Annotated in this window: 16 protein-coding genes, 1 tRNA gene and 1 pseudogene; 6 read left to right on the top strand and 12 right to left on the bottom strand. The window is 42.7% G+C overall.

The genetic code is table 11. The features are described from left to right. Window positions 1-110: 110 nt before the first annotated feature. From GQR42_RS09660 to GQR42_RS09635, 6 genes are all read right to left on the bottom strand, one after another. A complete protein-coding gene (locus GQR42_RS09660; RefSeq protein ID WP_158199807.1) occupies window positions 111-4493 on the bottom strand; it encodes a beta strand repeat-containing protein in 4383 nt (1460 codons plus the stop codon). A gap of 134 nt (window positions 4494-4627) precedes the next feature. Then, the gene (locus GQR42_RS09655) at window positions 4628-5635 is read right to left on the bottom strand and encodes an Rpn family recombination-promoting nuclease/putative transposase (protein WP_158199806.1); all 1008 of its coding nucleotides are present in this window, start codon (window positions 5633-5635) and stop codon (window positions 4628-4630) included. 143 nt (window positions 5636-5778) lie between these two features. After that, on the bottom strand, window positions 5779-7251 hold the full coding sequence (locus tag GQR42_RS09650; protein WP_158199805.1) for a carotenoid oxygenase family protein: 1473 nt from the start codon (window positions 7249-7251) through the stop codon (window positions 5779-5781). Between the two features lie 117 nt (window positions 7252-7368). After that, on the bottom strand, window positions 7369-8040 hold the full coding sequence (locus tag GQR42_RS09645) for a Uma2 family endonuclease (RefSeq protein WP_158199804.1): 672 nt from the start codon (window positions 8038-8040) through the stop codon (window positions 7369-7371). A gap of 21 nt (window positions 8041-8061) precedes the next feature. Next, a complete protein-coding gene (locus GQR42_RS09640) occupies window positions 8062-8691 on the bottom strand; it encodes a Uma2 family endonuclease (RefSeq protein WP_158199803.1) in 630 nt (209 codons plus the stop codon). 21 nt (window positions 8692-8712) lie between these two features. Further along, window positions 8713-9447 carry a Uma2 family endonuclease gene (locus tag GQR42_RS09635; RefSeq protein ID WP_158199802.1) on the bottom strand — a complete coding sequence of 245 codons (735 nt, stop codon included), beginning with the start codon at window positions 9445-9447 and terminating at the stop codon, window positions 8713-8715. Between the two features lie 276 nt (window positions 9448-9723). Here GQR42_RS09635 and GQR42_RS09630 point away from each other — a divergent pair, with 276 nt between their 5' ends. Continuing rightward, window positions 9724-10194 carry a DUF29 domain-containing protein gene (locus GQR42_RS09630; RefSeq protein ID WP_158199801.1) on the top strand — a complete coding sequence of 157 codons (471 nt, stop codon included), beginning with the start codon at window positions 9724-9726 and terminating at the stop codon, window positions 10192-10194. Window positions 10195-10248: 54 nt separating this feature from the next. Then, window positions 10249-14422: pseudogene (locus tag GQR42_RS09625) on the top strand (DEAD/DEAH box helicase). Window positions 14423-14440: 18 nt separating this feature from the next. Here the strand turns inward: GQR42_RS09625 and GQR42_RS09620 are convergent. Next, complete coding sequence (locus tag GQR42_RS09620) at window positions 14441-15655, bottom strand: aminotransferase class V-fold PLP-dependent enzyme (protein WP_158199800.1); 1215 nt, start codon at window positions 15653-15655, stop codon at window positions 14441-14443. A gap of 281 nt (window positions 15656-15936) precedes the next feature. Between GQR42_RS09620 and GQR42_RS09615 the strand changes: the two genes are divergently transcribed. Together GQR42_RS09615 and GQR42_RS28605 are read left to right on the top strand one after the other, a co-directional pair. After that, the gene (locus tag GQR42_RS09615; RefSeq protein WP_158199799.1) at window positions 15937-17373 is read left to right on the top strand and encodes a TM0106 family RecB-like putative nuclease; all 1437 of its coding nucleotides are present in this window, start codon (window positions 15937-15939) and stop codon (window positions 17371-17373) included. Window positions 17374-17867: 494 nt separating this feature from the next. Beyond that, window positions 17868-18110 (top strand): hypothetical protein, encoded by a 243-nt coding sequence (locus tag GQR42_RS28605; protein ID WP_002738501.1) that lies wholly within the window; start codon window positions 17868-17870, stop codon window positions 18108-18110. A 10-nt stretch (window positions 18111-18120) separates the two neighbouring features. Here GQR42_RS28605 and GQR42_RS09605 read toward each other — a convergent pair whose 3' ends face one another. Next, window positions 18121-18501, bottom strand: coding sequence for a hypothetical protein (locus tag GQR42_RS09605; protein ID WP_158199798.1), 381 nt, complete (start codon window positions 18499-18501; stop codon window positions 18121-18123). Window positions 18502-18740: 239 nt separating this feature from the next. On the opposite strand from GQR42_RS09605, the gene mtnB reads away from it, so the two are divergent. Then, window positions 18741-19358 carry a methylthioribulose 1-phosphate dehydratase gene (gene mtnB / locus GQR42_RS09600; RefSeq protein WP_158199797.1) on the top strand — a complete coding sequence of 206 codons (618 nt, stop codon included), beginning with the start codon at window positions 18741-18743 and terminating at the stop codon, window positions 19356-19358. A gap of 48 nt (window positions 19359-19406) precedes the next feature. On the opposite strand, the gene GQR42_RS09595 is transcribed toward mtnB, so the two are convergent. Beyond that, window positions 19407-19477: transfer RNA gene (locus GQR42_RS09595), tRNA-Cys, on the bottom strand. Between the two features lie 134 nt (window positions 19478-19611). On the opposite strand from GQR42_RS09595, the gene GQR42_RS09590 reads away from it, so the two are divergent. Then, window positions 19612-19947, top strand: a complete 336-nt coding sequence (locus tag GQR42_RS09590) for a hypothetical protein (protein WP_158199796.1) — start codon at window positions 19612-19614, stop codon at window positions 19945-19947. Window positions 19948-20153: 206 nt separating this feature from the next. Here GQR42_RS09590 and GQR42_RS28600 read toward each other — a convergent pair whose 3' ends face one another. The 3 genes from GQR42_RS28600 to GQR42_RS09570 form a co-directional block, all read right to left on the bottom strand. Then, on the bottom strand, window positions 20154-22991 hold the full coding sequence (locus GQR42_RS28600) for a Calx-beta domain-containing protein (RefSeq protein WP_233271344.1): 2838 nt from the start codon (window positions 22989-22991) through the stop codon (window positions 20154-20156). Window positions 22992-23270: 279 nt separating this feature from the next. Then, window positions 23271-24251 carry a DUF4351 domain-containing protein gene (locus GQR42_RS09580; RefSeq protein WP_158199795.1) on the bottom strand — a complete coding sequence of 327 codons (981 nt, stop codon included), beginning with the start codon at window positions 24249-24251 and terminating at the stop codon, window positions 23271-23273. A 338-nt stretch (window positions 24252-24589) separates the two neighbouring features. Next, entirely contained in the window at window positions 24590-25447 is an 858-nt protein-coding gene (locus GQR42_RS09570; RefSeq protein WP_233271399.1) for a transposase, read from the bottom strand. Window positions 25448-25596: the final 149 nt, after the last annotated feature.

Raw genomic sequence — 25596 nt, 5'->3', positions numbered from 1 at the left:
TGTCAGTCCAGTAGATTGACATACCTAAAATTGTGCAGCCCGGATTTGGGAAGGTTTAACACAGAGAAAACGGGTTTCTCCGAGAAACCCGTTTTCTCTGTGTGGCTAGGTTAATTTATCAGTGCGAAATCAGCCGGTATCAGGGTAGAAACAGTCAACAAGTTGGCAAATTCAAAGCCACCTCCTAAGCCAGCAGCACTACCATTTTGATTGTAGTAGATACTGCCACTGCTGGTACTGTAAACGATAAAAGCGCTGCTAGTGGCGACTAAATCATCGTCATCGATGCTGGCAAATTCAGCCGGTTGACTGAAGCCATTGCCAATGCTACTTTGTAAGGCAGTAAAGATAGCTTTACTTAATACTATTTTATCACTGCCTGGGGTGAAATCGCTGATGGCATCGATGCCTAAATTACTACTATTGAAGATAAAGTTATCGCTACCATTACCACCAGTGAGTAAATCATCGCCGGAACCACCAATTAAACTATCGTTTCCGTCTTGACCGGTTAATTGATCGTTACCACCACCGCCAGTTAGAGTATTATTAAGGCTATTCCCGGTTAGCCGGTCATTACCGCTATCGCTAATAATATTTTCGATGGTGTTATTTGCCGAAAAAGTCAATTTTAGATTATTGGTGACGACGGTTTGATTTGTAGTAACACCTAAGTTAACTCTTACTGCGGTATTTGTCCAGGTAAAGTCGAGGGTATCGATACCGCCGGTGGTAGTTTCTTGGATGGTATCGCTTCCTAATAGGGTTGAAGCATTGAAGCAGTAAATATCGTTGCCATTAGCACCAGCGAGGATATTGTTACCGCTATTTCCGGTAATTTTATTGTCACCAGCGTTACCTGTACCGTTAATATTATTAGTGCCAATTAGTCTGAGGTTTTCGACATTATTGGGTAAGGTGCGAGTAATTGCGCTTTGTAGGGTGTCAGTAATAATTACTTGTCCAATTGCTTCGTCGGGATTGATGGTAGCATTAACGGGATTTGACAGGGTTACGGTAAAGACTTCATCCGGTTCATTGAGATTATCATTGAGGATGGGAATGCTAATACTAGCGGTGGAAGTATTAGGTGCAATGGTGAGGGTTCCTGTCTGGCTAGTGTAATCTACATTGGCGGTAGCATCAATGGGTGCAGTGGTATAGTTGACAGTAATTTGTTGTGGATTGGGGTTATTGACAGTAACAGTGAGGATTGCATTATTATTTTGACCTTCCACCACGGTGATGTCGTTGATGGAGAGTTGCGAGGTGACAGTGCTATCATCATTGGTAATTGTTCCCGTAGCTGTATTAGGAGTACCTACTGTATAACCTGTCCCAGACGCGAGGGTTAAAATGACGGTTTCATCAGATTCAACTGTAGTGTCAGCAGTGGGGTCAACTATTACGGTAGCAGTGGATGAACCGGCTGCGAAGGTGACAGTATTGGTAGTCCCTGTACGAGTGTAATCGGTATTGAGGGTTGCTGTCCCTCCGAGGGTGTAATTGACGGTTAAAGCATTGGTTGTTACACCAGAACGAGTAAAGGTATAGACTAAGTTGGTTGTCCCATCTTCTGTCACACTACTGGGAGAAACAGCAAGAGTGACACTGGTATCATCATTATTAATTGTTCCCGTAGCTGTATTAGGAGTACCTACTGTATAACCTGTCCCGGTCGCAAGAGTTAAAGCGACGGTTTCATTGTTTTCAACTGTAGTATCAGGAGTGGGGTCAACTGTTACAGTCGCAGTCGCTGAATTAGCTGCGAAGGTGACTGTATTGGTAGTCCCTGTACGAGTGTAGTCGGTATTAAGAGTAGCTGTCCCTCCGAGGGTGTAATTGACGGTTAAAGCATTTGTTGTTACACCAGAACGGGTGAAGGTATAGACTAAGTTAGCTGTCCCGTCTTCTGTCACACTACTGGGAGAAACCGCTAGGGTGACACTGGTATCATCATTGGTAATTGTTCCCGTAGCTGTATTAGGAGTACCTACTGTATAACCTGTCCCGGTCGCAAGAGTTAAAGCGACGGTTTCATCAGATTCAACTGTTGTGTCAGCAGTGGGGTCAACTATTAAAGTCGCAGTCGCTGAATTAGCAGCAAAGGTGACACTGGTGGGAATAGATGTGTAGTCTGTCCCGTTGGTAGCTGTCCCACCGATGGTGTAGTTGACGGTTAAAGCATCGGTTGTTACTCCACTGCGAGTGAAGGTATAAACCATATTAGCTGTCCCATCTTCAGTAACACTACTGGGAGAAACTGCAAGAGTAATACTGGGAAGAGTCGGACTAGAAACATAGCTAAAATAACTAGCAGTTAGACTTAATGCTGTTTGCTCAATGATATAAGCAATCAGTTCATCTGCTTCGTTTCCTGGTTTGTTGATGTAGAGATTAGTATGATAACCATCAACCGTTAACAGATAGTCACCACTTGAACCCCGTAGTTGAATTGTGTCATCAGTGGGGTTAAAGTCATAGATTATCGCGTAGTCGCTAGTACCTTGAGTAGTTGAAAAACCGTCATCATAGAAGACCCTTGTCGTATCTCCAAGGATAAAGCGATCGTTTCCTGAATCTCCTACTAAATCATCAGATTCTCCTGTACCGCCATCTGTTCCTTGTAGGGTGTCATTCCCATTACCACCAGAAAGATCATCATAACCAGCACCCCCATTGAGGACATCATTCCCATCCTCTCCATAAATTTCGTCATCACTAGCATTACCTGAAATGGTGTCGTTACCACCTCCACCAGAGAGTCTATTTCCTTCTATCCCGCCAAAGATAACATCATTATACTCAGTTCCCTTAAATGGAGAAGTCTGGCCAAAACTCTCAATCGAAGTAAAGGTATCAGTTTCCGTGCCGACAGTAATCGTCCCACTCGCGGTAGCGGTGTCGTAGGTCATGGTTAAACCACTACTACCATAGCTGTAGTCAGCCTGATATCTATCACTACCACCACCACCATTTATCGTGTCATTCCCTACATCACCATTGAGGACATCATTCCCTACATCACCATTGAGGACATCATTCCCATTGCCACCAAAAAGGCTATCATTCCCTACATCACCATTGAGGACATCACTCCCATCCTCTCCATAAATTTCGTCATCACCAGCATTACCTGAAATGGTGTCGTTACCACCTCCACCTTTGAGTCCACCATAATAATAATAAAATTCACTTTCTGTCCCGCCAAAAATGACATCATTATACTCAGTTCCCTTAAACCCTTCAAAACTCTCAATTGAGGTAAAGGTATCAGTTTCCGTACCAACAGTAATCGTCCCACTCCCGGTAGCGGTATTGTAGGTCATGGTTAAACCGCTACTAGCATAGCTGTAGTCAGCCTCATAGCGATCAATCCCACTACCACCATTTATCGTGTCATTACCGTCATCATTGGTAAAGTAATCATCTCCTGCATCACCATTGAGGAGATCATTCCCACTACCACCATAAAGTGCATCATTATCAGCACCCCCATTGAGGACATCATTGCCATCTTCTCCATAAATTTCGTCATCACCAGCATTACCTGAAATGGTGTCGTTACCACCTCCACCTTTGAGTCCAGTATAATAATAATAAAATTCACTTTCTGTCCCGCCAAAAATGACATCATTATACTCAGTTCCCTTAAACCCGTTAAAATCCTCAATCGAAGTAAAGGTATCAGTTTCTGTACCGACAGTAATCGTCCCACTCCCGGTAGCGGTATTGTAGGTCATGGTTAAACCACTACTAGCACTACTGTAGTCAACCTCATAGCGATCAATCCCATTACCACCATTTATCGTGTCATTACCTCCATCATTGGTAAAGTAATCATCTCCTGTATCACCATTGAGGACATCATTACCATTACCACCATAAAGTTCGTCATTTCCCCCCAAACCACTTAAAGTATCATTTCCATCTAACCCAGAAATATTATCATTCTCAGTAGTTCCCGTAATATTATCATTCCCATTAGTCCCCGTAAAATTTGCCTGTTCTACTTGAATAATTTCGCCATTTACTATAATTGTTGTCTGGTCATTCTCTTCTCGTAAAGCCTCTAAGGTTGCCACATCCAGACTATTTCCCTGCACCAACTCTGCAAAAATTGCTCCCTCATCTCCCGCGCTATCCACCGGATTAATTTGAGCATCCACATAATGCCCAATTTCTTCTAAAATTACCTTAACTAGCGATTCTGAGGAAGCAACATTCAAAAAAGATTCTGATAGATAAATTTTATTAGTGCTAACCCCATAAGCACCCTTCGCTGTCCCTAAAACTTCGCCACTGAGTACCTCAATTGGGGGAAGTTGACTGAAATTTCGACTTTGCCACTGATTTCGTAATTCTGTTGCCTTAACCACATCATAGCTTGTGCCAAAAGCAGTTGGCCAATTAGCCCAAAAATCATCAGATTGAGCGAAATTAAACAAAATATCGTCAACAGCAGGAAGAATCGGCAACAGGGTAGAAGTCATGACATTAACTGCAAAGGTTTATTGCTAACAGTTTTAGCCCAACAAGCGCCAATTTTTCAAGACCCCTGTAACAGAAATTAACATTTATTACCAGAAAACGGGTTTCTCAAAGAAACCCGTTTTCTAAAGAAGTTCTAGGATTGTATTTTTGCCAAAGACTGTTTAAATTCTGCGAGAGAATGAGCGGTAGCTGCTAATTTTAGTAGCTCTTCTAAGATAGTAGGGTTAGTCATTTTGCCGATTATCTCTTCAATTTCTGAAGAAATTTGTCCAAACCGCACAGTTAAAACTGTTTTTATGTCATCGCGGCTTTTTTCTAACGCTCCAATTTCCTTCCCAATTTCCTTCCCAATTTCCTTCCCAATTTCCTTCCCAATTTCCTTACCCTGTTCTATCCCCCGTAACTCCATATTACTTAATAAAGGCATGGTTCTTTCCTCCTCAAATTGTTTAATTTTACTTTCTAAACTTGACTGTAATTCAGAGGATAAAGTCATCATATTGTCGATGATTTCAAACAGTTTAATTATCTGTTCCCTCTCGAACTCCTTTTCATATAATCCCCTGATTAACCTCCACTTCCACTGTTCCCGTTCTGGCAGCTTCCCAGTAGTCGCTTTTGTTTTCAGGTGTGCCATGACGATTATAGCAAAGGGATTGCTACTTGCTTCTAGTTCTGACCAGCTTTCCTCATAGTCCAGTAATTTAACCGTTGGGAATTTGAGGCTGACTTCACAGCCAGCAATGGTATAATTATAGGAATCTGGTCGCCAATTTACTCGTTCATCTCCTAATATAGCGAGACTGATAACCGGTTTCTGATACAAATCAAAGGCCCGATAGTTATAAATATACATCCTCTGAGGGAAATTTTCTTCGTATTGACTTTGAATTTCAATATGAATCAAAATCCAGACTTCTTCACCCCTGAGTAACCAAACTTTATAGAGTTTGTCAGCGAAACGTTTTTTTGTCTTTGCTGAAGCGGTAATCCGTTTGAGTTCTTTTTCCAGAGATTCGGGAATTTTTGTCCAATCAATCAATTGGTGAACTTCGGGAAAGAAGAAATGTAAAAATGCCTCAAAATACTCGGTTAATGCTTCTTTCCAGGGTTCATCATAATTGGCGGTTGGTTGTTTCATTATGACAATTTTAGTGGGTTGTTGTCAGAAGGCGAACGCTAACATAAGAACTAAGCAGTTAAAGTATTTAACCAATTGATTAAATCTTCAACCGTTCTCCAGAAAACGGGTTTCTCGAAGAAACCCGTTTTCTAAATAGTTTCTCAAAGAAACCCGTTTTCTAAATAGAAACCCCTTTTCTCAGTTGAGATTGCTTCTGCACCTTTTTCTGATTTTTCTTGCCAAGTGCCGTGAAAACTGGGAGGGATAACACTGGGTAATTGCAGACAGCAAAGGGGTTCTTTTTCTAACTGCTGACTGTCATAGATTCTCACTTGACTGCTGTGATTATTGCCGTCGTAAACCACGACGATTAACCATCCCGTTTCTGGAGATAAACCATCGCAGACAAAAATCGGTTCACCACCATAACAGTTATTTTCTAGATAAGCAATAGTTAACTTACCTGTGGAGTGATTATAACAAGCAGGAAGTCCGATAATTTCCCGACGAATATCGCTATCGGGACGATGGACAGCTAAAAAAGTATTTTGCCATTTTTGTCCCACCAGTTGCGGGGAAACCACGGGAAAATCACAGCTTAAATCCGAGAGAATTTCCTGATTAATCACCTTTGCTGATAGGGGATTAATGGTGATACTTGCCAATTTTCCGATGGCTAAAGTTTCGGTTTCACCCGTGGCAACTTCTTTTAAAAATTGATTAGTTTTAAAGTCGTCATAACGGACAAAAACAATTTCAAGATTGCCTTGGTCATTCACACAACCATTAGCGAAGTGCCATTGAAACCATGAATCTGTAACACTTTCACTGACTAATTCCAGAGAATCTCGCTCAAAAATTAGTATTCTTGTTCCTAATTCTGGCTGCCACTGCATGGCATCACTAAAAGTTTTAAATCCCAACAGTATCGATAATTTATCCGCTTTTATCGGTGGAACGAAAAAGACGAGATACTGTCCCGCTAAAACAAAGTCATGCAGCAGAGACAATCTATCTAACTCAAAAGTGTTTTTCTGGATAATTTCACCAGTGGAGTCAGATTTATAGAGATTTAAACTAACTTTGGCACTGATTGTTACCCCGAAATTAAAAATCTCTCCTCTGGATAAATCTAGTTTAGGATGAGCGGAAAAAGTTTCCTTTGCTTGTAAGCTAGATAAATTATCTAAACCTAGGGTTTCTAAAGATTGTAAATCTAATTTATGGGGAAAACCCCCTTCCCAGAGAGCTAATAATTTATCGGGTAAAGCTAACACCGAAGTATTAGCGGCATTTTTTACCTCTTTTCCCCAATTATTCCAAAAGAATCCGGGGGCATTCATGCCATAATTAGGAAATAAATATTGATTAGCGGCGCTTTCTTGCTGATAACCAGCAGTCTGAACATAACGATAAGTGGCACTGGCTCCCTTATCATGAAAATGTACAGCTAAAACTGCCCCATCTCCGTCAAACCAATGACCAACTTTTTGCTTACCTCTGTCTAATCTCCCCGGACCATTGCGATAGAGACTACCCCGCAATCCATCGGGAATTTTCCCCGATAATAGGGTTAATTGGGTTTCAGAAAATTCCACTGCTGGTTTTTCTAAAGATTTTGCCCAAGCTTTCATAGATTTGCTTTTTTAGTGATTACATAGTTAAGTATAGCCCTAGACTAGGTTTAATGACGATAACTTAGGCAGTTTACCAGTTAATTTAGTATTCGTCACAACCCATCACTTATGTCATTATAAAGTATCGGGATCAATTCCCAGAGAACGGATATATTCAGCTAAACGTTCAGCTTTAAGACGCTCTTGTTCTAATTGTAAACTTGCTTGTTCTAACCTTTGAGATAACTCAATAGAAGTTAAAAATTTCTGACCATCTAAACTATAAATTTCTAATCCATCTTCTCTCAATTCAAATCGGATATTTAACCGAGGACTAACCCATCCCTTAATCTCAGGTATAGAACTTAATAGTCCTTCCTGTCTCAACCATCCTTGAAAATTATGAGAATCTGGATCATAGAGATAGTATTCTTCCACTCCATAACGTTGATAAAAGAGTAGTTTTCGCTCCATTTCTTCTAAGCTATTAGAAGGGGAGAGAATTTCAAAGACCACTTGAGGAGCGATATTATCTTCTTGCCATTGTTTATAGGAACCCCTTCTTCCTTTCGGACGACCAAATACTACCATAACATCGGGAGCAACCGGTCCAGTAATTTTTTTATCTTGGACGGGATACCAGAGGAGATCCCCCGCAATAAAAACCTGAGGAGAATTAGCAAAGAGAATCTCAAGATTTTCTTTGATTTTCACGATCCATTCATATTGTTCGGTATTATCGGCCATGGGTTTACCGTCACTATCGGGGTATTCAATATCTGGATCAATAGCTGGTGTAAAGGTCATAATTTCTGCTCCTTTAAATATTCATAAAGTATCGGGATCAATTCCCAGAGAACGGATATATTCAGCTAAACGTTCAGCTTTTTGAGATAACTCAATAGAAGTTAAAAATTTCTGACCATCTAAACTATAAATTTCTAACCCATCTTCTCTCAATTCAAATCGGATATTTAACCGAGGACTAACCCATCCCTTAATCTCAGGTATAGAACTTAATAGTCCTTCCTGTCTCAACCATCCTTGAAAATTATGAGAATCTGGATCATAAAGATAGTATTCTTCCACTCCATAACGTTGATAAAAGAGTAGTTTTCGCTCCATTTCTTCTAAGCTATTAGAAGGGGAGAGAATTTCAAAGACCACTTGAGGAGCAATGTTATCTTCTTGCCATTGTTTATAGGAACCCCTTCTTCCTTTCGGACGACCAAATACTACCATAACATCGGGAGCAACCGGTCCGGTAATTTTTTTATCTTGGACGGGATACCAGAGCAGATCCCCCGCAATAAAAACCTGAGGAGAATTAGCAAAAAGAATCTCAAGATTTTCTTTAATTTTAACGATCCATTCGTATTGTTCGGTATTATCGGCCATGGGTTTACCGTCACTATCGGGGTATTCAATATCTGGATCAATAGCTGGTGTAAAGGTCATAATTTATACTCCTTTAAATATTCATAAAGTATCGGGATTAATTCCCAGAGAACGGATATATTCAGCTAAACGTTCAGCTTTAAGACGCTCTTGTTCTAATTGTAAACTTGCTTGTTCAGCTTTAAGACGCTCTTGTTCCAATTGTAAACTTGCTTGTTCAGCTTTAAGACGCTCTTGTTCTAACCTTTGAGATAACTCGATAGAAGTTAAAAATTTCTGACCATCTAAACTATAAATTTCTAATCCATCTTCTCTCAATTCAAATCGGATACCCAACCGAGGACTAACCCATCCCTTGATCTCAGGTATAGAGCTTAATAGTCCTTCCTGTCTCAACCATCCTTGAAAATTATGAGAATCTGGATCATAAAGATAGTATTCTTCCACTCCATAACGTTGATAAAAGAGTAGTTTTCGCTCCATTTCTTCTAAGCTATTAGAAGGGGAGAGAATTTCAAAGACCACTTGAGGAGCGATATTATCTTCTTGCCATTGTTTATAGGAACCCCTTCTTCCTTTCGGACGACCAAATACTACCATAACATCGGGAGCAACCGGTCCAGTAATTTTTTTATCTTGGACGGGATACCAGAGCAGATCTCCGGCAATAAAAACCTGAGGAGAATTAGCAAAGAGAATCTCAAGATTTTCTTTGATTTTCACGATCCATTCGTATTGTTCGGTATTATCGGCCATGGGTTTACCGTCACTATCGGGGTATTCAATATCTGGATCAATAGCTGGTGTAAAGGTCATAATTTCTGCTCTGAGGTTACTTGTCTGAAAATTAAATTCTAGCAGCGACGTTATCTTTCCCCTGTAGTCCCAAAATAACATCGTCAATAAGGTTGATCAAAATATTTGTGTACTTTTGTTAAAAAGAAAAAGTTTTTTTGACAAAAAGAACAACTTGTGCTAAGGGATAAATCTCTAACTTGGCAAAAATTCCCCGGACTAGAAGCTGATCGAGGATAGCGATCGAGCGTTATAATCGAGCCATTACCCCGCGCTCCCGGTCGGGATGAGAAATCTATGATGACCGCTCTCTACGAGGAAGATTTTGTTCTCTGGACAGAAAAAACCGCCGAACTGTTAAAGCGAAAAGAGTTTGACAGGGTGGACTGGGAAAACCTGATCGAGGAAGTGGAGTGCATGGGAAAAAGCGAGAGACAGGCAATAACGAGTTTATTAACCGTTTTAATCGAACACTTGCTCAAACTATCCTATTGGGAATCGGAAAAAGAACGGAATGCCCGTCACTGGATAGTGGAGATCGCGGCTTTCCGAGCGCAATTAGAACAAAAAATAGATAGTGCCACCCTCGTCAACCATGCCCGCGATTCTTGGGAGAAAGCCTATGTAACCGCCAGAAAATCCCTGATTAACGCCAGGATAGTCGATAAAAATGCGATTCCCCCAGAGTCTATATTCACTCTCGAACAGGTATTAGACGGGGATTGGTTCCCGATCGATATCGAACCTTTTCTGGAAACCCCTCCATAAATTGCCGCCATATCCCCGCAACAAGATTAGGATTATCAGCGAATATAACCGAATATGCAAGATATCGAGCAAATCCGCCGCCAACTCATCGAACGCTACCAACAATTATCGGCACTAGATCAGGTGATCGTCCGTCTTTTTTCCCTAATCTATGAACCGATCGCCCGCAGCACTTTTCTAGACTGTTTAAATCAAACCCCTTACCGCGACGAGAACAACCGGCGATTTAACGGCCAAACCCTGAAATCCCATTTAGATATCCTCCTAGAAGCGGAAGTGATCACCCAGGACAAAGGCTACGGGCCGCGCTGTCATCCCCGACTCGTCGAGATTGCCAGCCGTGATAGCGTTAGTAAGGGAGAATTCAAGCGTTTTGCCGAGATTATCAAGGCAAAACTGCCGCAACCCCGAACTCGTTGGGATGAAAGCCTAGTTTTTCAGGGAAAAGAGCAATTAATCCGAGAAATCCGTCTGGCCATCTATCGTCAGGATTTCGACTCGATCGAACAACAAATCGCCGATTATCAGAAAACCAGCTATTCCTCCTCAAAAACCAGCCTAGAAGACCTTCTTATCCTCATCTACGATAACCCCTTCGATGGGGATTGGTTACGGACGCAACCGACCAAATTTCAAGCCCTAGCACTAAATAGCATTCTTGTCAAGGCCTTTGAAAAAATAACTCGCGCCGATGGAGCTTTTTCCCTCCTAGAAGAACTCTGTCAAGACCAGACCAGTGTTTCCGAAGCCCATTTGTGGCTCGAACAGGCGATCATCCGAGGACAAAGTGATAAAGTGCGTCGGTATCTTGATCGCCCCTTCCCAGAAAGCCAAGCAGCAGCAATCGGGGCGATCCGGGGTTGGATGGCCTTTCTAGGGGGGGAAAACAGCAAAGCGATCCAAGAATATACCCTCGCCCTTAAAGCCCTAAAAAAAGCCAAAGGAAAACAAAAAATCTATTTTTCTTCGATTAGCGGCTTCTCCTTTATTTTCGCCCTCCTCAAAGAAGGAACCCCCGAAAGTCTCGCCGAAGCCGCCAGCTATACCAGTTGGGTGACGCGTCAAAACGATCATCCTTTCCTCCCTATCTATGCCCGTCTGGAAAAAATCATCGCTGCTCGTCAGGGAGATATGCAGGCCAAAGACGCAATCATCGATGCGACGATCAATCCCTACCAAATGGGCCAGGGTCTAGAGACTCTTATCAGTAGTATCTGTCTCTACTGGATGAGTAGCGACATCGCTAAAAAACATCTGCCCCGCCTACTCTTGCCCCTCTACAAAGATGCCAAGGCGGCCGGCTACCATTGGTTAGCCCTAGAAACCGGGGCCCTACTGTCTCGACTCGAATCGAGCGCCGGAAGCGGAGGTGCTTAAAAACCAGCGTCTCCCTTCCCCCCTGGTAGATGCGATCGAACCCCAAGAAGCTTGGCAACTGTGCCTGAATGCCTTGACTAATCTGTGCGCGCCAACACCAACCCCGGGTAAATCTAACCCCGTCGTCCGCCTTGCTTGGTTTATCACTATCCATTCCGAGGATTATTTCCTGCAACCAAAAGAACAAAAACTCGACGCGCGGGGTAATTGGAGTCGTGGCCGTACCGTCTCCCTTAAACGTCTGCGAAAAACTGGGGAAATTGACTATTTAACCCCGCAAGACCTGAAAATTTGCGCCCATATCTTCGTGGAATCCAGTTACTATGGCCAGAACGAGTATCACTTTGAGCGCCGGGCCATTATCGAACTGATCGGTCATCCCCTGGTGTTTTGGGAAGATTCCCCCGGAACGAGGGTAGAAATCGTCGCCGGGGAACCGGAATTGCGAGTAAGAAAGGGAAAATCGGGTAAATTAATCCTGTCTTTACTGCCCGATCTCAGCGATCGCCAAGAAGTGCTGATTTGGAAAGAAACCCCCACTCGCGTTAAGGTAATCGAAGTCAAGCCGGAACACCGAAGCATCGCCGACATTATCGGCAAAAGCAACCGCCTAGAAGTCCCCGACAAGGGCCGGGAAAAAGTCCTGGCTGCGATCAATTCCCTGTCCGGGATGGTGACAGTACATTCCGATATCGGGGGAGGAAAAGCAGCCCGGTCAGTGGCAGCCGATAGTCAACCCCGGATTCATCTCTTACCGGCCGGAGAGGGTTTAAAAGTGGCGGTTCTCAGCCGTCCTTTTGGGGCAGCCGGTCCCTACTTCCGGCCTGGAAAAGGGGGAGAAACAGTAATCGCCGAGATCGAGGGGGAACGGCTGCAAACCACTAGGGATCTGGCCCTAGAGAAAAAACTGGCCCAAACAGCGATCGATTCTTGTCCGATCCTGATCAGTTTCGAGGAAGAAAATGGGGAATGGCGGCTAGAAAATCCAGAGGATTGTCTAGATCTACTGCTGGAATTGCGGGAATTAAGCGATAGCGTCCTTGTGGAATGGCCAGAAGGGGAAAAATGGCGGGTGTCGCGTCAGCTTCGATTACAAGACCTACACCTAAATATCCACAGTCAGCGCGATTGGTTTGCCGTCAGTGGGGAACTGCACCTAGAGGAGAAATCGGTGCTGAGTATGCAGGAGTTGATGAAATTGCTAGACGGATCGCCGGGGCGGTTTATTCCCCTCGGAGATGGTCAATTTCTCGCCCTAACCGAGGCATTTCGGGAACGGTTACAGGAAATGCGCGCTTTCTCGGAAAAGTCCGGCGACGGTTTGCGGTTTCATCCCTTCGCTGCCCCGATTCTCTCGGAACTCAGCGAGGAAGTGGGACAACTCAAGGCCGATAAACGTTGGCGCGATAATTTACAACGCTTTCAGGAGAGTCAGGATTTTATCCCGGAAGTCCCCTCAACTCTACAGGCAGAATTGCGCGACTATCAATTGGAAGGCTTTCGTTGGTTAGCTAGGCTGGCCCGGTGGGGGGCCGGGGCCTGTTTGGCCGATGATATGGGATTAGGGAAAACTTTACAGGCCCTAGCAGTGATCCTAACCCGCGCCTCGGAGGGTCCGACTTTAGCGATCGCTCCTACTTCAGTATGTTTGAACTGGATTAGTGAGGCGGAAAGGTTCGCACCCACCTTAAATATCATCCAATTGGGAACAGGCGATCGGCAAGCGCTACTCGATCGACTGCAACCTTTTGATCTGTTGGTCTGTAGCTATGGGTTATTACAGCAGGAAGAAGTGGCCACCATGTTGGCCGGGGTAGAATGGCGGACAATCGTTCTTGATGAGGCCCAAGCGATTAAGAATTTCTCCACCAAGCGATCGAAAGCAGCGATGAATCTGCGGGGGGATTTTAAATTAATCACCACAGGAACACCGATCGAGAATCATTTAGGGGAATTATGGAATCTTTTCCGTTTTATTAATCCGGGATTATTGGGATCCTTGGAAAGTTTTGATCGCCGTTTCGCCACCCCGATCGAAAAATACGGCGATAAAACCGCTCGCGAACAGTTAAAAAAACTGGTGCGGCCTTTCCTTCTCCGGCGCACCAAAAACCAAGTTCTGGCGGAATTACCGCCCCGTACCGAGATTTTAGTCCCGATCGAGTTAAGCGTCGAGGAGAAGGCGTTTTACGAGGCCTTACGACGGCGTGCTTTGGAGAAACTAAGGGAGAGTGACAGTACCGCCGGGGCAAAACATCTCCAGGTACTGGCAGAGATCATGAAATTACGCCGGGCCTGCTGTCACCCGCAGTTAGTGGCTCCAGATTTGGATTTACCCGGCTCGAAATTGTCTCGTTTCGGGGAAATTCTGGATGATTTATTGGATAATCAGCATAAAGCGTTGGTATTTAGTCAATTTGTCGATCATTTAGCAATTATCCGCAGTTATCTCGATCAAAGGCAGATAAAATATCAATACCTCGATGGTAGTACCCCTGCTGGCGATCGGCAGAAACAGGTGAAAGCGTTTCAAGCGGGGGAAGGGGACGTATTTTTAATTAGTTTAAAAGCCGGGGGGACAGGATTAAATCTCACCGCAGCCGATTACGTTATTCATCTTGATCCCTGGTGGAATCCCGCAGTGGAGGATCAGGCCTCCGATCGCGCTCACCGCATCGGCCAAAAACGTCCAGTGACGATTTATCGCTTAGTTGCCAAGGATACGATCGAAGAAAAAATCGTCGATCTGCACCACCATAAACGCGATCTTGCCGATAGTTTATTGGAGGGAACCGACGCAAGCGGGAAGCTATCTACTGACGAATTATTACGCTTAATGGCCGAGGGATAAAAATATCCCCGACCCCGTTTAAACTAACTTTTTGATAGCTGCTACTAACTGCTCGATTTCTGAGGGCAAAGTGAAATAATGGACACAGGCACGCACGCAGAGGGGGTCGAGGAGAGTTCGCAGTAAAAACCCTTGTTTTTCTAGCTGTTGCACCAACTTTTGTGGGGTGATGGCCGAGTCAATTTGAAAAGAAACTAAACCAGATTCCGGTGGAGAATTTTTTAAACATTTCACCCCTTTAATCGTCTTTAATTCTTCCCAGAGATAAGCCGCTAATTGACAGATTTTTTCGTATCTTTGTCCCCCATCACCCCAGGCGTTATGTACCGCAATAGTTGCCCTTAAACCCTCAAATTGAGGATAGGCAGAAGTGGCCACTTCAAAGCGTCTGGCATCCGGTTTCCAACCGATAGGCTGTCCTTGCTTATCTGTTTCAATACTGCGCCAACCGATAAAAGTGGGCTGTAAACTAGAGAAAATTTCGGGACGAATATACAATCCTCCCACACCGGCCGGTCCACACCACCATTTATGACCCGTAAAAGCATAACAATCGGCCCCAGTAGCGCTTAAATCCAAGGGCAAACAACCCACGGATTGGGCAGCATCCACCACCACTAAAACGGGTTTTTCGGTGACAGAATTATCATGACAAAGCTGGGAGATTTCCTTGAGGGGTAAAACCTGTCCAGTATTCCAGAGAACATGACTGACCACCAAAACCCTAGTTTTTGGCCGTAAATGAGCGGAAATGACTTCTATCGGGTTGCCGCCGTTTAAAGTTTCCCGAATAGGACAAGTGGAGATTTCCAGATGATAACGACGGGCAATTTCCCGAACTGTGGCGATAATTCCGGGGTGTTCACAATCGGTTAGTAAAATATGTTCCCCCGCTTGCCAATCAACTCCCCAGAGGGCGATATTACAGCCTACAGTGACATCCTCGGTGATAGAGAGAGTGCTGGGGCTGATTCCCAACTCCTGAGCCATTTCTTGCCGTAGAAGTTCCGTTTTTTTTGTAATCCAATCGTTTACCCGTCCTGAAAAAGGCCCCTTTTGTTGGAGAAAATTATGAGCATCGATAATCGCTTCTAATCCGGCCTTGGGCAAGGTTCCCTGACCACCGAAATTAAAATAAACTTTATTACTAAGTCCCCGAAATTCCTGTCTTTGTTCGGCTAAATCCGGTTTACTAACGGCGAAATCGAGGCTATTTTCGTCTAAATTCTGCATAAGCGAGGAGATGGGGGGTCAGTTATCAGTTATCAGTTATCAGTTATCAGTTAGAAGGTGTTGGGTTTTAGGGTTTTAGGGTTTTAGTTGAATTCCCCATTTCCCCATTTCCCCACTTCCTGACGACCGACGGCTGAATTCTATCGACGGATTAAGTCGTAATTGTCACAATAGTATTAGAGTAGAGGAAACACACTTGGGAATGTTTCCTTTTTTTAAGTTTATTATTTTTTACTTTACTTCACTGGTCCAGGAAAGCTTAACTTTTCTCCTTGTATAGAATGCTACTGACCGATGATCTACTTCTAGACTACCAACGTTGTCAACGCCGTGGGTTTTTAAATCTCTACGGCAATAGCCAAGAAAAAGACCCTGAGCGAGATTTTTTGCTTAAATTGCGCCAGGAGAGTCAAAGTCACGTTAAAAAAGTCCTGCAAGACTCCTATCCCGATTATTGTTCCCTGACTACTCCCAGCACCGATATTTTAGCCGCCGCTAGGGAAACGGAAGCTTTGATGGGTCAGGGTGTCCCCTGTATTTATCACGGAGTCCTTTTACAATCTGGCTATCCCGTCTCTTTAACCGGTTCCCCGCATTTATTAATTAAACAGGCAGGAGAGTCGAAATTTGGCGATTGGATTTATTATCCCCTCAATATTCAACTCGGTCGCCGTCCTAAGCCTGAATATAAAATGCTGGCTACTTTTTACGCCTATTTATTAGCCAGTATGCAGGGAGTTTTTCCCAATTACGCAGAAATTGTCCTACGTCGTCATAATCGCTATCGAGTGGAATTGAATCTCTGGTTAACTAAACTAGAGGAAATAATCAAAAAGTTCGGCGAAATGGTGATTAATCACCAAGAACCAGAAGTTTTTATCTCGCGTCAGCGTTGCAGTTTATGTCATTGGTATAGTCACTGTTATGGTATCGCCCAAGCGAGTCAACATCTTTCTTTAGTCCCGGGGGTGACTCCCAGTCGTTACCAATTTTTACAGTCTTTGGGGGTTTCCACCATGGAATCCCTGGCGCTTACCTGTCCTACCCGTATGGGGGAGGGGATGGGGTTAGAGGTGGCTAATCAGTTACAATTACAGGCCCAAGCAATTATTGAAAATCGGGCCTTTCGCAAAAGCAACGGCAAAACTGCTTATTTGTCCCCCCTACCGAGGGCCGAGATTGAATTTTATTTTGACATCGAAGCGGAACCAGAACAGAATTTAGATTATCTTTTGGGGGTTTTACGGGTTGACCATCGAGTTAATACCCAGCAATTTTATCCCTTTTTGGCAGAAAAGCCAGAAGATGAAGGCAGGATTTGGCAGGAATTCTTAACCTTAGTCATGCAGGATTATCAAGCACCAATTTTTCACTTTTCTGAGTACGAAGTGGAAACAATTAAGCGATTAGGTTATCTTTATAAAACTCCTTCTTCTTTGATTAATCAGTTAGTTTCTCGCTGTTTTGATCTGCACTATCATGTAGTTAACTCGGTAACTTTTCCCGTGGAAAGTTATTCTTTAAAATCCCTCGCTAACTGGATTGGCTTTCAATGGCGCGATCGAGGAGTAAGCGGGGATCAATGCGTTTGGTGGTATGACCAGTGGTTAAAAACAGGAGATCGGACTTTATTGGCGGCTATTTTACGTTACAATGAGGATGATTGTCGCGCCACCTTTATACTAAAAGATTGGCTTTTGACATACCCCACGCCGTAAACGGACGTGGATTCTTCTAGCATCACTGCTGAGAATTTCTGGCTCAACGAGTCCACTTGAATTAGATTCCTGGCGAAATCCCACCCAGAGGTGGTTCTCTCCTCAGACTTTCGCTCCCTTACAGAAGCCTGTTTTCGTATGCCCTACGATACAGTTCAAAACCTCTAAAATAATTGGTTTCTCTGGTACTTGACGCTTAGAGCTTTTACCTATAGGAGCATTCCCCTATAGAACCCCATAACTCTAGTTTTCAAGGTGCGTTCATCCTGCGATGACTGGGTTTTTTAAGCGGTTGCTTACCCTGCCCGCTATTCTTAATATCATACATCAGATAAAGTCGCCCTAAAAGGGCGAGGCTTTAAACCCAATTTTTCGGTCAACTTTTTAATTTAATTCTAAAGATTTATGACAAATAGGGGGAATGTAGCAGCTGCTACCCGTAGCTATCAAGGGAAAATGATAGGCTATGGATGTGAAGACAGTCCCCTCACCCAATGGTGATCCCCATGTTCTCCCCACTTTTTCCCCTTCTACTCCTACTGCTTTCCTTCCTTAGTCTTCTCTGGTATCAAAAGACCGATAATGATATTTTTAAAGCTCTTGCCGTTAGTAGTTTGATTTTTGCAATTATTTGGGGCTTAGTTCTCGTTCATTGGTCAATTCACCTGCTGGGACTGCTGTTATTGTTAAAATTCAGAACCCCCGCTTTCAGTTTGGTGCGCGTGCCTAGATGGTGATGGTTTGACCCTAATCTTCTAACTGTTGGCTAGGCACTTCGATCGCCTGTACATCGATCGTCCCGGGAGGGGTGAGAATAATAAACTTACCCCCTGCCACTTTTAATGGTTCACCACAGTTAGGACATTGGCATTCCATGCGATTAAAACCCGTAAATTCGTAGCTACAGACGGGACAGCTATCTTCAACTAAATTGCGTCGTAACCACCAGCGAAAAATTACCCAAGCAATGACAGGGGAAATTATTAGGAATGCCACGAGAATTAAAAAACCATTGACTAACCAACCCAGTCCGATCGAGCCTAACAACAATCCGACTAAAATCAAAGATAAGAAACAACCCAAACCAGAATCATTGACAGAATAGCTGCGGAAAAAGTTGTTATTCACGGCTCAACCCTCGATTCATCAAAGCTGCAATTATCTTTAACCTAACACATTCCTAACACTTTTCCCTGGTTCAATCTTCTTTTTGACCCACCGGTTCCTCGCTCTATTCTACCTTGGGTTTAGTTTTGATCGAGATTATCCAGATTGACACCCTCACCAAATCTGCGGGGAAGTGGGTAGTCTGCTGGCTTCAACTTGTTATAATAGGTCGATACCTATCTACCATATCTCTAAAAACCATGAGTGATCCTCGTCTATCTCTAGTGGCAGCTGCCCGAAGATTTTATCAACTGGGTTGGATGCTTGGCACGGCAGGTAATTTGTCCGCTAAAGTTGATGATCATAGTTTTTGGATTACTGCCAGTGGTAAAAGTAAAGGTAAACTCACAGAAGAGGATTTTGTGCGCATGGATCTGACGGGAAAAGTCAGAGAATTAGCTCATCGGGATAATCGTCCTTCCGCAGAAACTAGCATTCATCAGGTGATTTATTGCCTCTTTCCCCAAGCACAAGCTTGTTATCATGTTCACTCGGTGGAAGCGAATTTAGTTTCCCGTTTTGCTCGCGAGGATAAGTTATCGTTACCCCCCTTAGAAATGTTGAAAGGTTTAGGTATTTGGGTAGAAAATCCTCAAGTATTTATGCCAGTTTTTGCTAACTATCTCGATGTGCCGAAAATTGCCGCAGAAATAGAAAGTAGATTGTCAACTTTTCCCCCAGAAATTCCCGCTTTACTGATTTCTTACCATGGTGTGACGGTGTGGGGTGAGTCTCTAGAAACTACCGAGAATTATTTAGAGATAGTCGAGTATATTTTTCGCTATCTAGTGGCAGCCTATCAAGTAAAACCTTGTTAAACCTTCATTTAGACAAGGTAATAAAAGAAAGATTGCCGATATTTTCCAAGGCGCCACCCAGATTCGAACTGGGGGTAAAGGTTTTGCAGACCTCTGCCTTACCACTTGGCGATGGCGCCGATCAAGCAGTATTTATCCTAGCATAACAGATGACAGTTTGCCAAGAGTGGAACCCAAGAGTTAAGCGATCGATCTATAGTTTATGCAGCGGGTCTCTAATCTAGTGGGGTATTTCAGGCTTAAAAAAGCGATTATGATGGGAAATCAAAGATATTTACTAACTTTTATCGGTTTATTGGCTTTATGCTTGCCATTACAGGCTAATAATACCGTTTACCTTAGCCAAAGTTCTAATACTGCCACGACTTTCGACAGTTATCGTCAAGAATGTTTACAAAGAGCGCGCGGGGAGGGATTAGCTGCTGATGTGGCAAAAGACCTATGCGACTGCACGATTAAAAAATTCCAGGCTCGTTACAATCTACAGCAATTCCGCGCCCTCGTGCAGAAGTCGAAAACCGATAAAGCTGCCGCTAGGACTTTATCCAGTGTGGGAGAAGCTTGTTTTGATGAGATTTTGTATGAATAGCAGTTATCAGTGATCAGTTATCAGTAAACAGTTATCAGTATGTAACTTCTCAAAAAGTGCTGATTGGCTCAGAGTAAGGGTTTCAGACGAGAAATTTTAGCCTAATGCTTAAGAGTGCTCAGAAGAATAAAACCTTAAAATCCTTGCCATGTAACGATTACAGCCCTTTTTAACCGCAAACACGCACCCTACAAGCTGTATTAACATTAAACTAATACAAGTATATCAGAGACGGTAAGAGTGGGTTTAGAACTAAGAGTTGCAATTTGAATGGCTGCTAGTGTACCTGTCCCGTCCCCATCAAAGAATAGTCCTCCAGTGATTGTATTATAAATTAAGCGATTGCTGGCATTTAATGCAGTTGTTCCTAATACAAATTGAGCGGCTGTAATCGCAACTCCTGCGGCTAAACCACCGCCAAAACCCGCAGCAGAGAGAGCAATTTTATCCCCCTGACTGGAGAGAAAATCAGTAATTGTGTCAATCCCTTCATTGCGGTTGTTAAAGGTGAAGCGATCGCTACCTGCACCCCCTGTTATGGTATCATTACCTAAGCCACCAACTAGAATATCATTGTTCAAAGTACCGGTGATAATATCATCGTTTGATGACCCGATAATGGGTAAGGGATTACCAATCTTATTATCACCGTTAAAATCTTGTTGGAAATTGGTTTCTTGAGTAAAAGCTTCCGATGAGTTTAATCCCCACCATCCAGTGGAAGATTGCCAATTCCAATTATTATCTAAACTCCACAGATGCAGATAATTACCATCGTTATATTTCCACAAAACTTGATTGACTCCGTTGACGGTTTCAGCAGCCAAAGTTTGCCAACCTGGGTAGATATTTGTGGTAATTTGAGTCCCCCCATTTTTGATGGCGATGGGGTTATTATTACCAATTTGAGCGTAAAGTTTGTTAGTCGCGTCTTTGACTAATTTGGTGTTACCGAAAGTTTCGATTGGGGTGAAGGGTTGACCAATGACTCCATCACTATTAAAGTCTTGTTGGAAGTTGGTTTCTTGAGTAAAAGCTTCCGATGAGTTTAATCCCCACCATCCAGTGGAAGATTGCCAATTCCAATTATTATCTAAACTCCACAGATGGAGGTAGTTTCCATCGTTATACTTCCATAAAACTTGATTGACACCATTGACGGTTTCTGCTGCTAGAGTTTGCCAACCCGGATAGATATTTGTGGTAATCTGAGTCCCCCCATTTTTGATGGCGATGGGGTTATTATTACCAATTTGAGCGTAAAGTTTGTTAGTTGCGTCTTTGACTAATTTGGTGTTACCGAAAGCTTCGATTGGGGTGACACTGATATCATCATTGGTGATTGTCCCCGTAGCTGCGTTAGGAGTACCTACGGTATAACCTGTCCCGGTCGCAAGGGTTAAAATGACGGTTTCATCAGATTCAACAGTTGTGTCAGCAGTGGGGTCAACTGTTACAGTCGCAGTGGATGAACCGGCTGCGAAGGTGACTGTATTGGTAGTCCCTGTACGAGTGTAGTCGGTATTAAGAGTCGCTGTCCCTCCGAGGGTGTAATTGACGGTTAAAGCATTTGTTGTTACACCAGAACGGGTGAAGGTATAGACTAAGTTAGTTGTTCCGTCTTCGGTGACACTTGTGGGAGAAACAGCAAGGGTAATAGTCGAAGTAGATGGGTTAGTAAACTCACTCACATCAAGAATCTGCAAGCCATCTCCACCATCAGCTACGTAAGCATAGTTACCCACTATTTGCACATCCAAAGCATAGCCAGAAGTATCATAATTACCCTTAAGAGTAGGTGCAGCGGGGTTGCTGATGTCGATGATTTGCAGTCCTGAAAGACCATCAGCTACGTAAGCATAGTTACCCACTACTTGCACATCCCAAGCATAGCCAGAAGTATCATAATTACCCTTAAGAGTAGGTGCAGCGGGGTTGCTGATGTCGATGATTTGCAGTCCTGAATAATCATCAGCTACGTAAGCATAGTTACCGACTACTTGCACATCATAAGCATAAGAAGTATTATAATTACCCTTAAGAGTAGGTGTAGCGGGGTTGCTGATGTCGATGATTTGCAGTCCTGAATAAGCATCAGCTACGTAAGCATAGTTACCCACTATTTGCACATCCCAAGCATTGCCAGAAGTATCATAATTACCCTTAAGAGTAGGTGCAGCGGGGTTGCTGATGTCGATGATTTGCAGTCCTGAACCCTCATCAGCTACGTAAGCATAGCTACCGACTACTTGCACATCATTAGCATAGCCAGAAGTATCATAATTACCCTTAAGAGTAGGTGTTGCGGGGTTGCTGATGTCGATGATTAGCAGTCCTGAACTACTATCAGCCACGTAAGCATAGTTACCGACTACTTGCACACCAACAGCCAAGCCAGAAGTATTATAATTACCCTTAAAAGTAGGTGCAGCGGGGTTGCTGATGTCGATGATTTGCAGTCCTGAAAAAAAATCAGCTACGTAAGCATAGTTACCCACTACTTGCACATCCCTAGCATAGCCAGGAGTATCATAACTCCCGACTAAAGTAATAGCCTGTTCAATCTGTACTGATTGTCCATCAATCACCACCACAGCCTGGTCATTTTCCGTTTTTAAGCGGGTAATTTCTGCTTCAGTCAACGGTTGATTTAATACCACCTTAGCAAAATATTCACCCTCATCTCCCGCGCTATCCACCGGATTAATTTGAGCATCCACATAATGCCCAATTTCCTCTAAAATTACCTTAACTAGCGATTCTGAGGAAGCAACATTCAAAAAAGACTCTGATAAATAAATTTTATTAGTGCTAACCGCATAAGCACCCTTCGCTGTCCCTAAAACTTCATCACTAAGTACCTCAATTGGGGGAAGTTGACTGAAATTGCGACTTTGCCACTGATTTCGTAATTCTGTCGCCTTAACCACATCATAATTTGTCCCAAAAGCTGTTTCTAAATTCGCCCAAAAGCCATCAGATTGAGCGAAATAGAACAAAACATCGTAAATAGCAGGAAGGCTCGGCAACAGGGTAGGAGTCATGACGTTAACTGCAAAAGTTTATTGCTAACAGTTTTAGCCCAACAATCCCCAATTTTTCAAGGGTGCCATAACAAAAATTAACATTTATACATACAAGAAAACGGGTTTCTCAAAGAAACCCGTTTTCTAAATAGTTTCTCAAAGAAACCCGTTTTCTAAATAGTTTCTCAAAGAAACCCGTTTTCTAAATAGTTTCTCAAAGAAACCCGTTTTCTAAATAGTTTCTCAAAGAAACCCGTTTTCTCATTTGTTGCGAAGATGCGATCGCTAACGTAAGAACTAGGCAGTTAAAGTATTTAACCAATTGATTAAATCTTCAACCGTGGAGAAATCGAATAAAGCTTCTCCTAATACTTCGACATCATCAATACTTAACTCCATGATTTTAGTTTCCAATGAAGGATTAATCTCCCCTAACTTGCGTTTAAGTTGACGAATAATCAATGTCTTTTCCCGTTCAATACCTTGTTCGATACCTTGTTCAATACCTTGTTCGATACCTTGTTCAATACCTTGTTCAATACCTTGTTCGATACCTTGACGCATCCAACTGGTGGTAATTTGCATAACTCCCTCCTGTACGGGTTGACTAAATGTGCTAATCTCTTCTTGAAATTGTCTCTCTTCCACTGGATTTAGATTGAGATATGTATCAATAAATCCGGAAATTAATTGCATTCTCGCCGCATCTAACCTTAAAGTAATTAACAAGCGCAGACATTCCGCTTTTACCTTAGCTCGCTCTTTCTCGGCAATGTTCATCTTCGCCATCAAAGCTGAAGCAACCGGATTCGGTTGATTGAGAAAATCTCGCCAATTTAATCGATTTAACTGCACTACTTGATAATTAAATTCTAAGACTTTTAAATCAGGAAAATCGACTACATATTGACTAATCGCTTCTCTTTTTGGCTTTGAATAAGAAAAAATTACAATCGGATAAATCGGTAAGACAAATTTCTCATGAAAGCGAGCAAAATAAGTAAACATTCGCCGGTTAAACCATTTTCGAGAACTTTCCTGTGCCTCTACATGAATCAGAAAAAAAGATTCTTTTCCTCGAAACCTAACTTGTGCGACTAAATCGCTTTCATGTCTTTCTCCTTCCGTGACATCGGTAAATACTTCTTTGTCTAAAAAAGTAATCGAGTCCCTATCTAAATAATCCATCAATTGAGGGAAAAACAACTCAATAAATTCGATAAAAAAGGTGGAGATTAACTCCTTAAATAAGCGATCATGGTCAATATTATTAGTCATGTAATGTCATCTTAACTAATCTGAGCGATGAATGACTACTCTTCTCCATTGTATTCTGAAAAGTCGGTTTTGGCAACGGATTGTTATGACCTCACCCCCTTAACCTACAGCTATTGCCAAATTCGCCCAAAATCCATCAGATTGAGCTAAATCGAACAAAACATCGTCAACAGCAGGAAGGCTCGGCAAAAGGGGAGAAGTCATGACATTGACTGGAAAGGTTTATTGCTAACAGTTTTAGCCCAACAATTCCCAATTTTTCAAGGGTGCTATCACAAAAATTAACATTTATTGCAAGAAAACGGGTTTCTCAAAGAAACCCGTTTTCTAAAGAAGTTCTAGGATTGGATTTTTGCCAAAGACTGCTTAAATTCTGCGAGAGAATTAGTGGTAGCTGCTAATTTTAGTAGCTCTTCTAAGATAGTAGGGTTAGTCATTTTGCCGATTATCTCTTCAATTTCTGAAGAAATCTGTCCAAACCGCACAGTTAAAACTGTTTTTATGGCATCGCGGCTTTTTTCTAGCACCCCAATTTCCTTACCACGTTCTATTCCTCGTAACTCCATATTACTTAATAAAGGCATGGTTCTTTCCTCCTCAAATTGTTTAATTTTACTTTCTAAACTTGACTGTAATTCAGAGGATAAAGTCATCATATTGTCGATGATTTCAAACAGTTTAATTATCTGTTCCCTCTCGAACTCCTTTTCATATAATCCCCTGATTAACCTCCACTTCCACTGTTCCCGTTCTGGCAGGTTCCTAGTAGTCGCTTTTGTTTTCAGGTGTGCCATCACTATTATAGCAAAGGGATTACTACTTGCTTCTAGTTCTGACCATTTTTCCTCATATTCCAGTAATTTGACTGTTGGGAATTTCAGAGTCAATTCACAGCCGGCGATAGTATAATTATAGGAGTCTGGTCGCAAATTTACTCGTTCATCTCCTAATATAGCGAGACTGATAACTGGTTTCTGATACAAATCAAAGGCCCGATAGTTATAAATATACATCCTCTGAGGGAAATTTTCTTCGTATTGACTTTGAATTTCAATATGAATCAAAATCCAGACTTCTTCACCCCTGAGTAACCAAACTTTATAGAGTTTGTCAGCGAAACGTTTTTTTGTCTTTGCTGAAGCGGTAATCCGTTTGAGTTCTTTTTCTAGGGATTCGGGAATTTTTGTCCAATCAATCAATTGGTGAACTTCGGGAAAGAAGAAATGTAAAAATGCCTCAAAATACTCGGTTAATGCTTCTTTCTAGGGTTCATCATAGTTGGCGGTTGTTTGGTTCATGGCAAGTCGCTACCAGTTGGAAAGTTAGGCAATCCTCTAGATTCATT

Source organism: Microcystis aeruginosa FD4 (assembly GCF_009792235.1).
Taxonomy (GTDB): domain Bacteria; phylum Cyanobacteriota; class Cyanobacteriia; order Cyanobacteriales; family Microcystaceae; genus Microcystis; species Microcystis viridis.
The sequence above is the reverse complement of the archived record's forward strand: the minus strand, read 5'-3'. Positions and strand labels throughout refer to the sequence as shown.

Coding starts and splice junctions, on each gene's coding strand:
- GQR42_RS09660 (WP_158199807.1), bottom strand. CDS start 4,493: ATGACTTCTACCCTGTTGCCGATTCTTCCTGCTGTTGACGATATTTTG.
- GQR42_RS09580 (WP_158199795.1), bottom strand. CDS start 24,251: ATGACTAATAATATTGACCATGATCGCTTATTTAAGGAGTTAATCTCC.
- mtnB (WP_158199797.1), top strand. CDS start 18,741: ATGAGTGATCCTCGTCTATCTCTAGTGGCAGCTGCCCGAAGATTTTAT.
- GQR42_RS09635 (WP_158199802.1), bottom strand. CDS start 9,447: ATGACCTTTACACCAGCTATTGATCCAGATATTGAATACCCCGATAGT.
- GQR42_RS28600 (WP_233271344.1), bottom strand. CDS start 22,991: ATGACTCCTACCCTGTTGCCGAGCCTTCCTGCTATTTACGATGTTTTG.
- GQR42_RS09650 (WP_158199805.1), bottom strand. CDS start 7,251: ATGAAAGCTTGGGCAAAATCTTTAGAAAAACCAGCAGTGGAATTTTCT.
- GQR42_RS09615 (WP_158199799.1), top strand. CDS start 15,937: ATGCTACTGACCGATGATCTACTTCTAGACTACCAACGTTGTCAACGC.
- GQR42_RS09630 (WP_158199801.1), top strand. CDS start 9,724: ATGATGACCGCTCTCTACGAGGAAGATTTTGTTCTCTGGACAGAAAAA.
- GQR42_RS09640 (WP_158199803.1), bottom strand. CDS start 8,691: ATGACCTTTACACCAGCTATTGATCCAGATATTGAATACCCCGATAGT.
- GQR42_RS09590 (WP_158199796.1), top strand. CDS start 19,612: ATGATGGGAAATCAAAGATATTTACTAACTTTTATCGGTTTATTGGCT.
- GQR42_RS09655 (WP_158199806.1), bottom strand. CDS start 5,635: ATGAAACAACCAACCGCCAATTATGATGAACCCTGGAAAGAAGCATTA.
- GQR42_RS28605 (WP_002738501.1), top strand. CDS start 17,868: ATGGTGATCCCCATGTTCTCCCCACTTTTTCCCCTTCTACTCCTACTG.
- GQR42_RS09645 (WP_158199804.1), bottom strand. CDS start 8,040: ATGACCTTTACACCAGCTATTGATCCAGATATTGAATACCCCGATAGT.
- GQR42_RS09620 (WP_158199800.1), bottom strand. CDS start 15,655: ATGCAGAATTTAGACGAAAATAGCCTCGATTTCGCCGTTAGTAAACCG.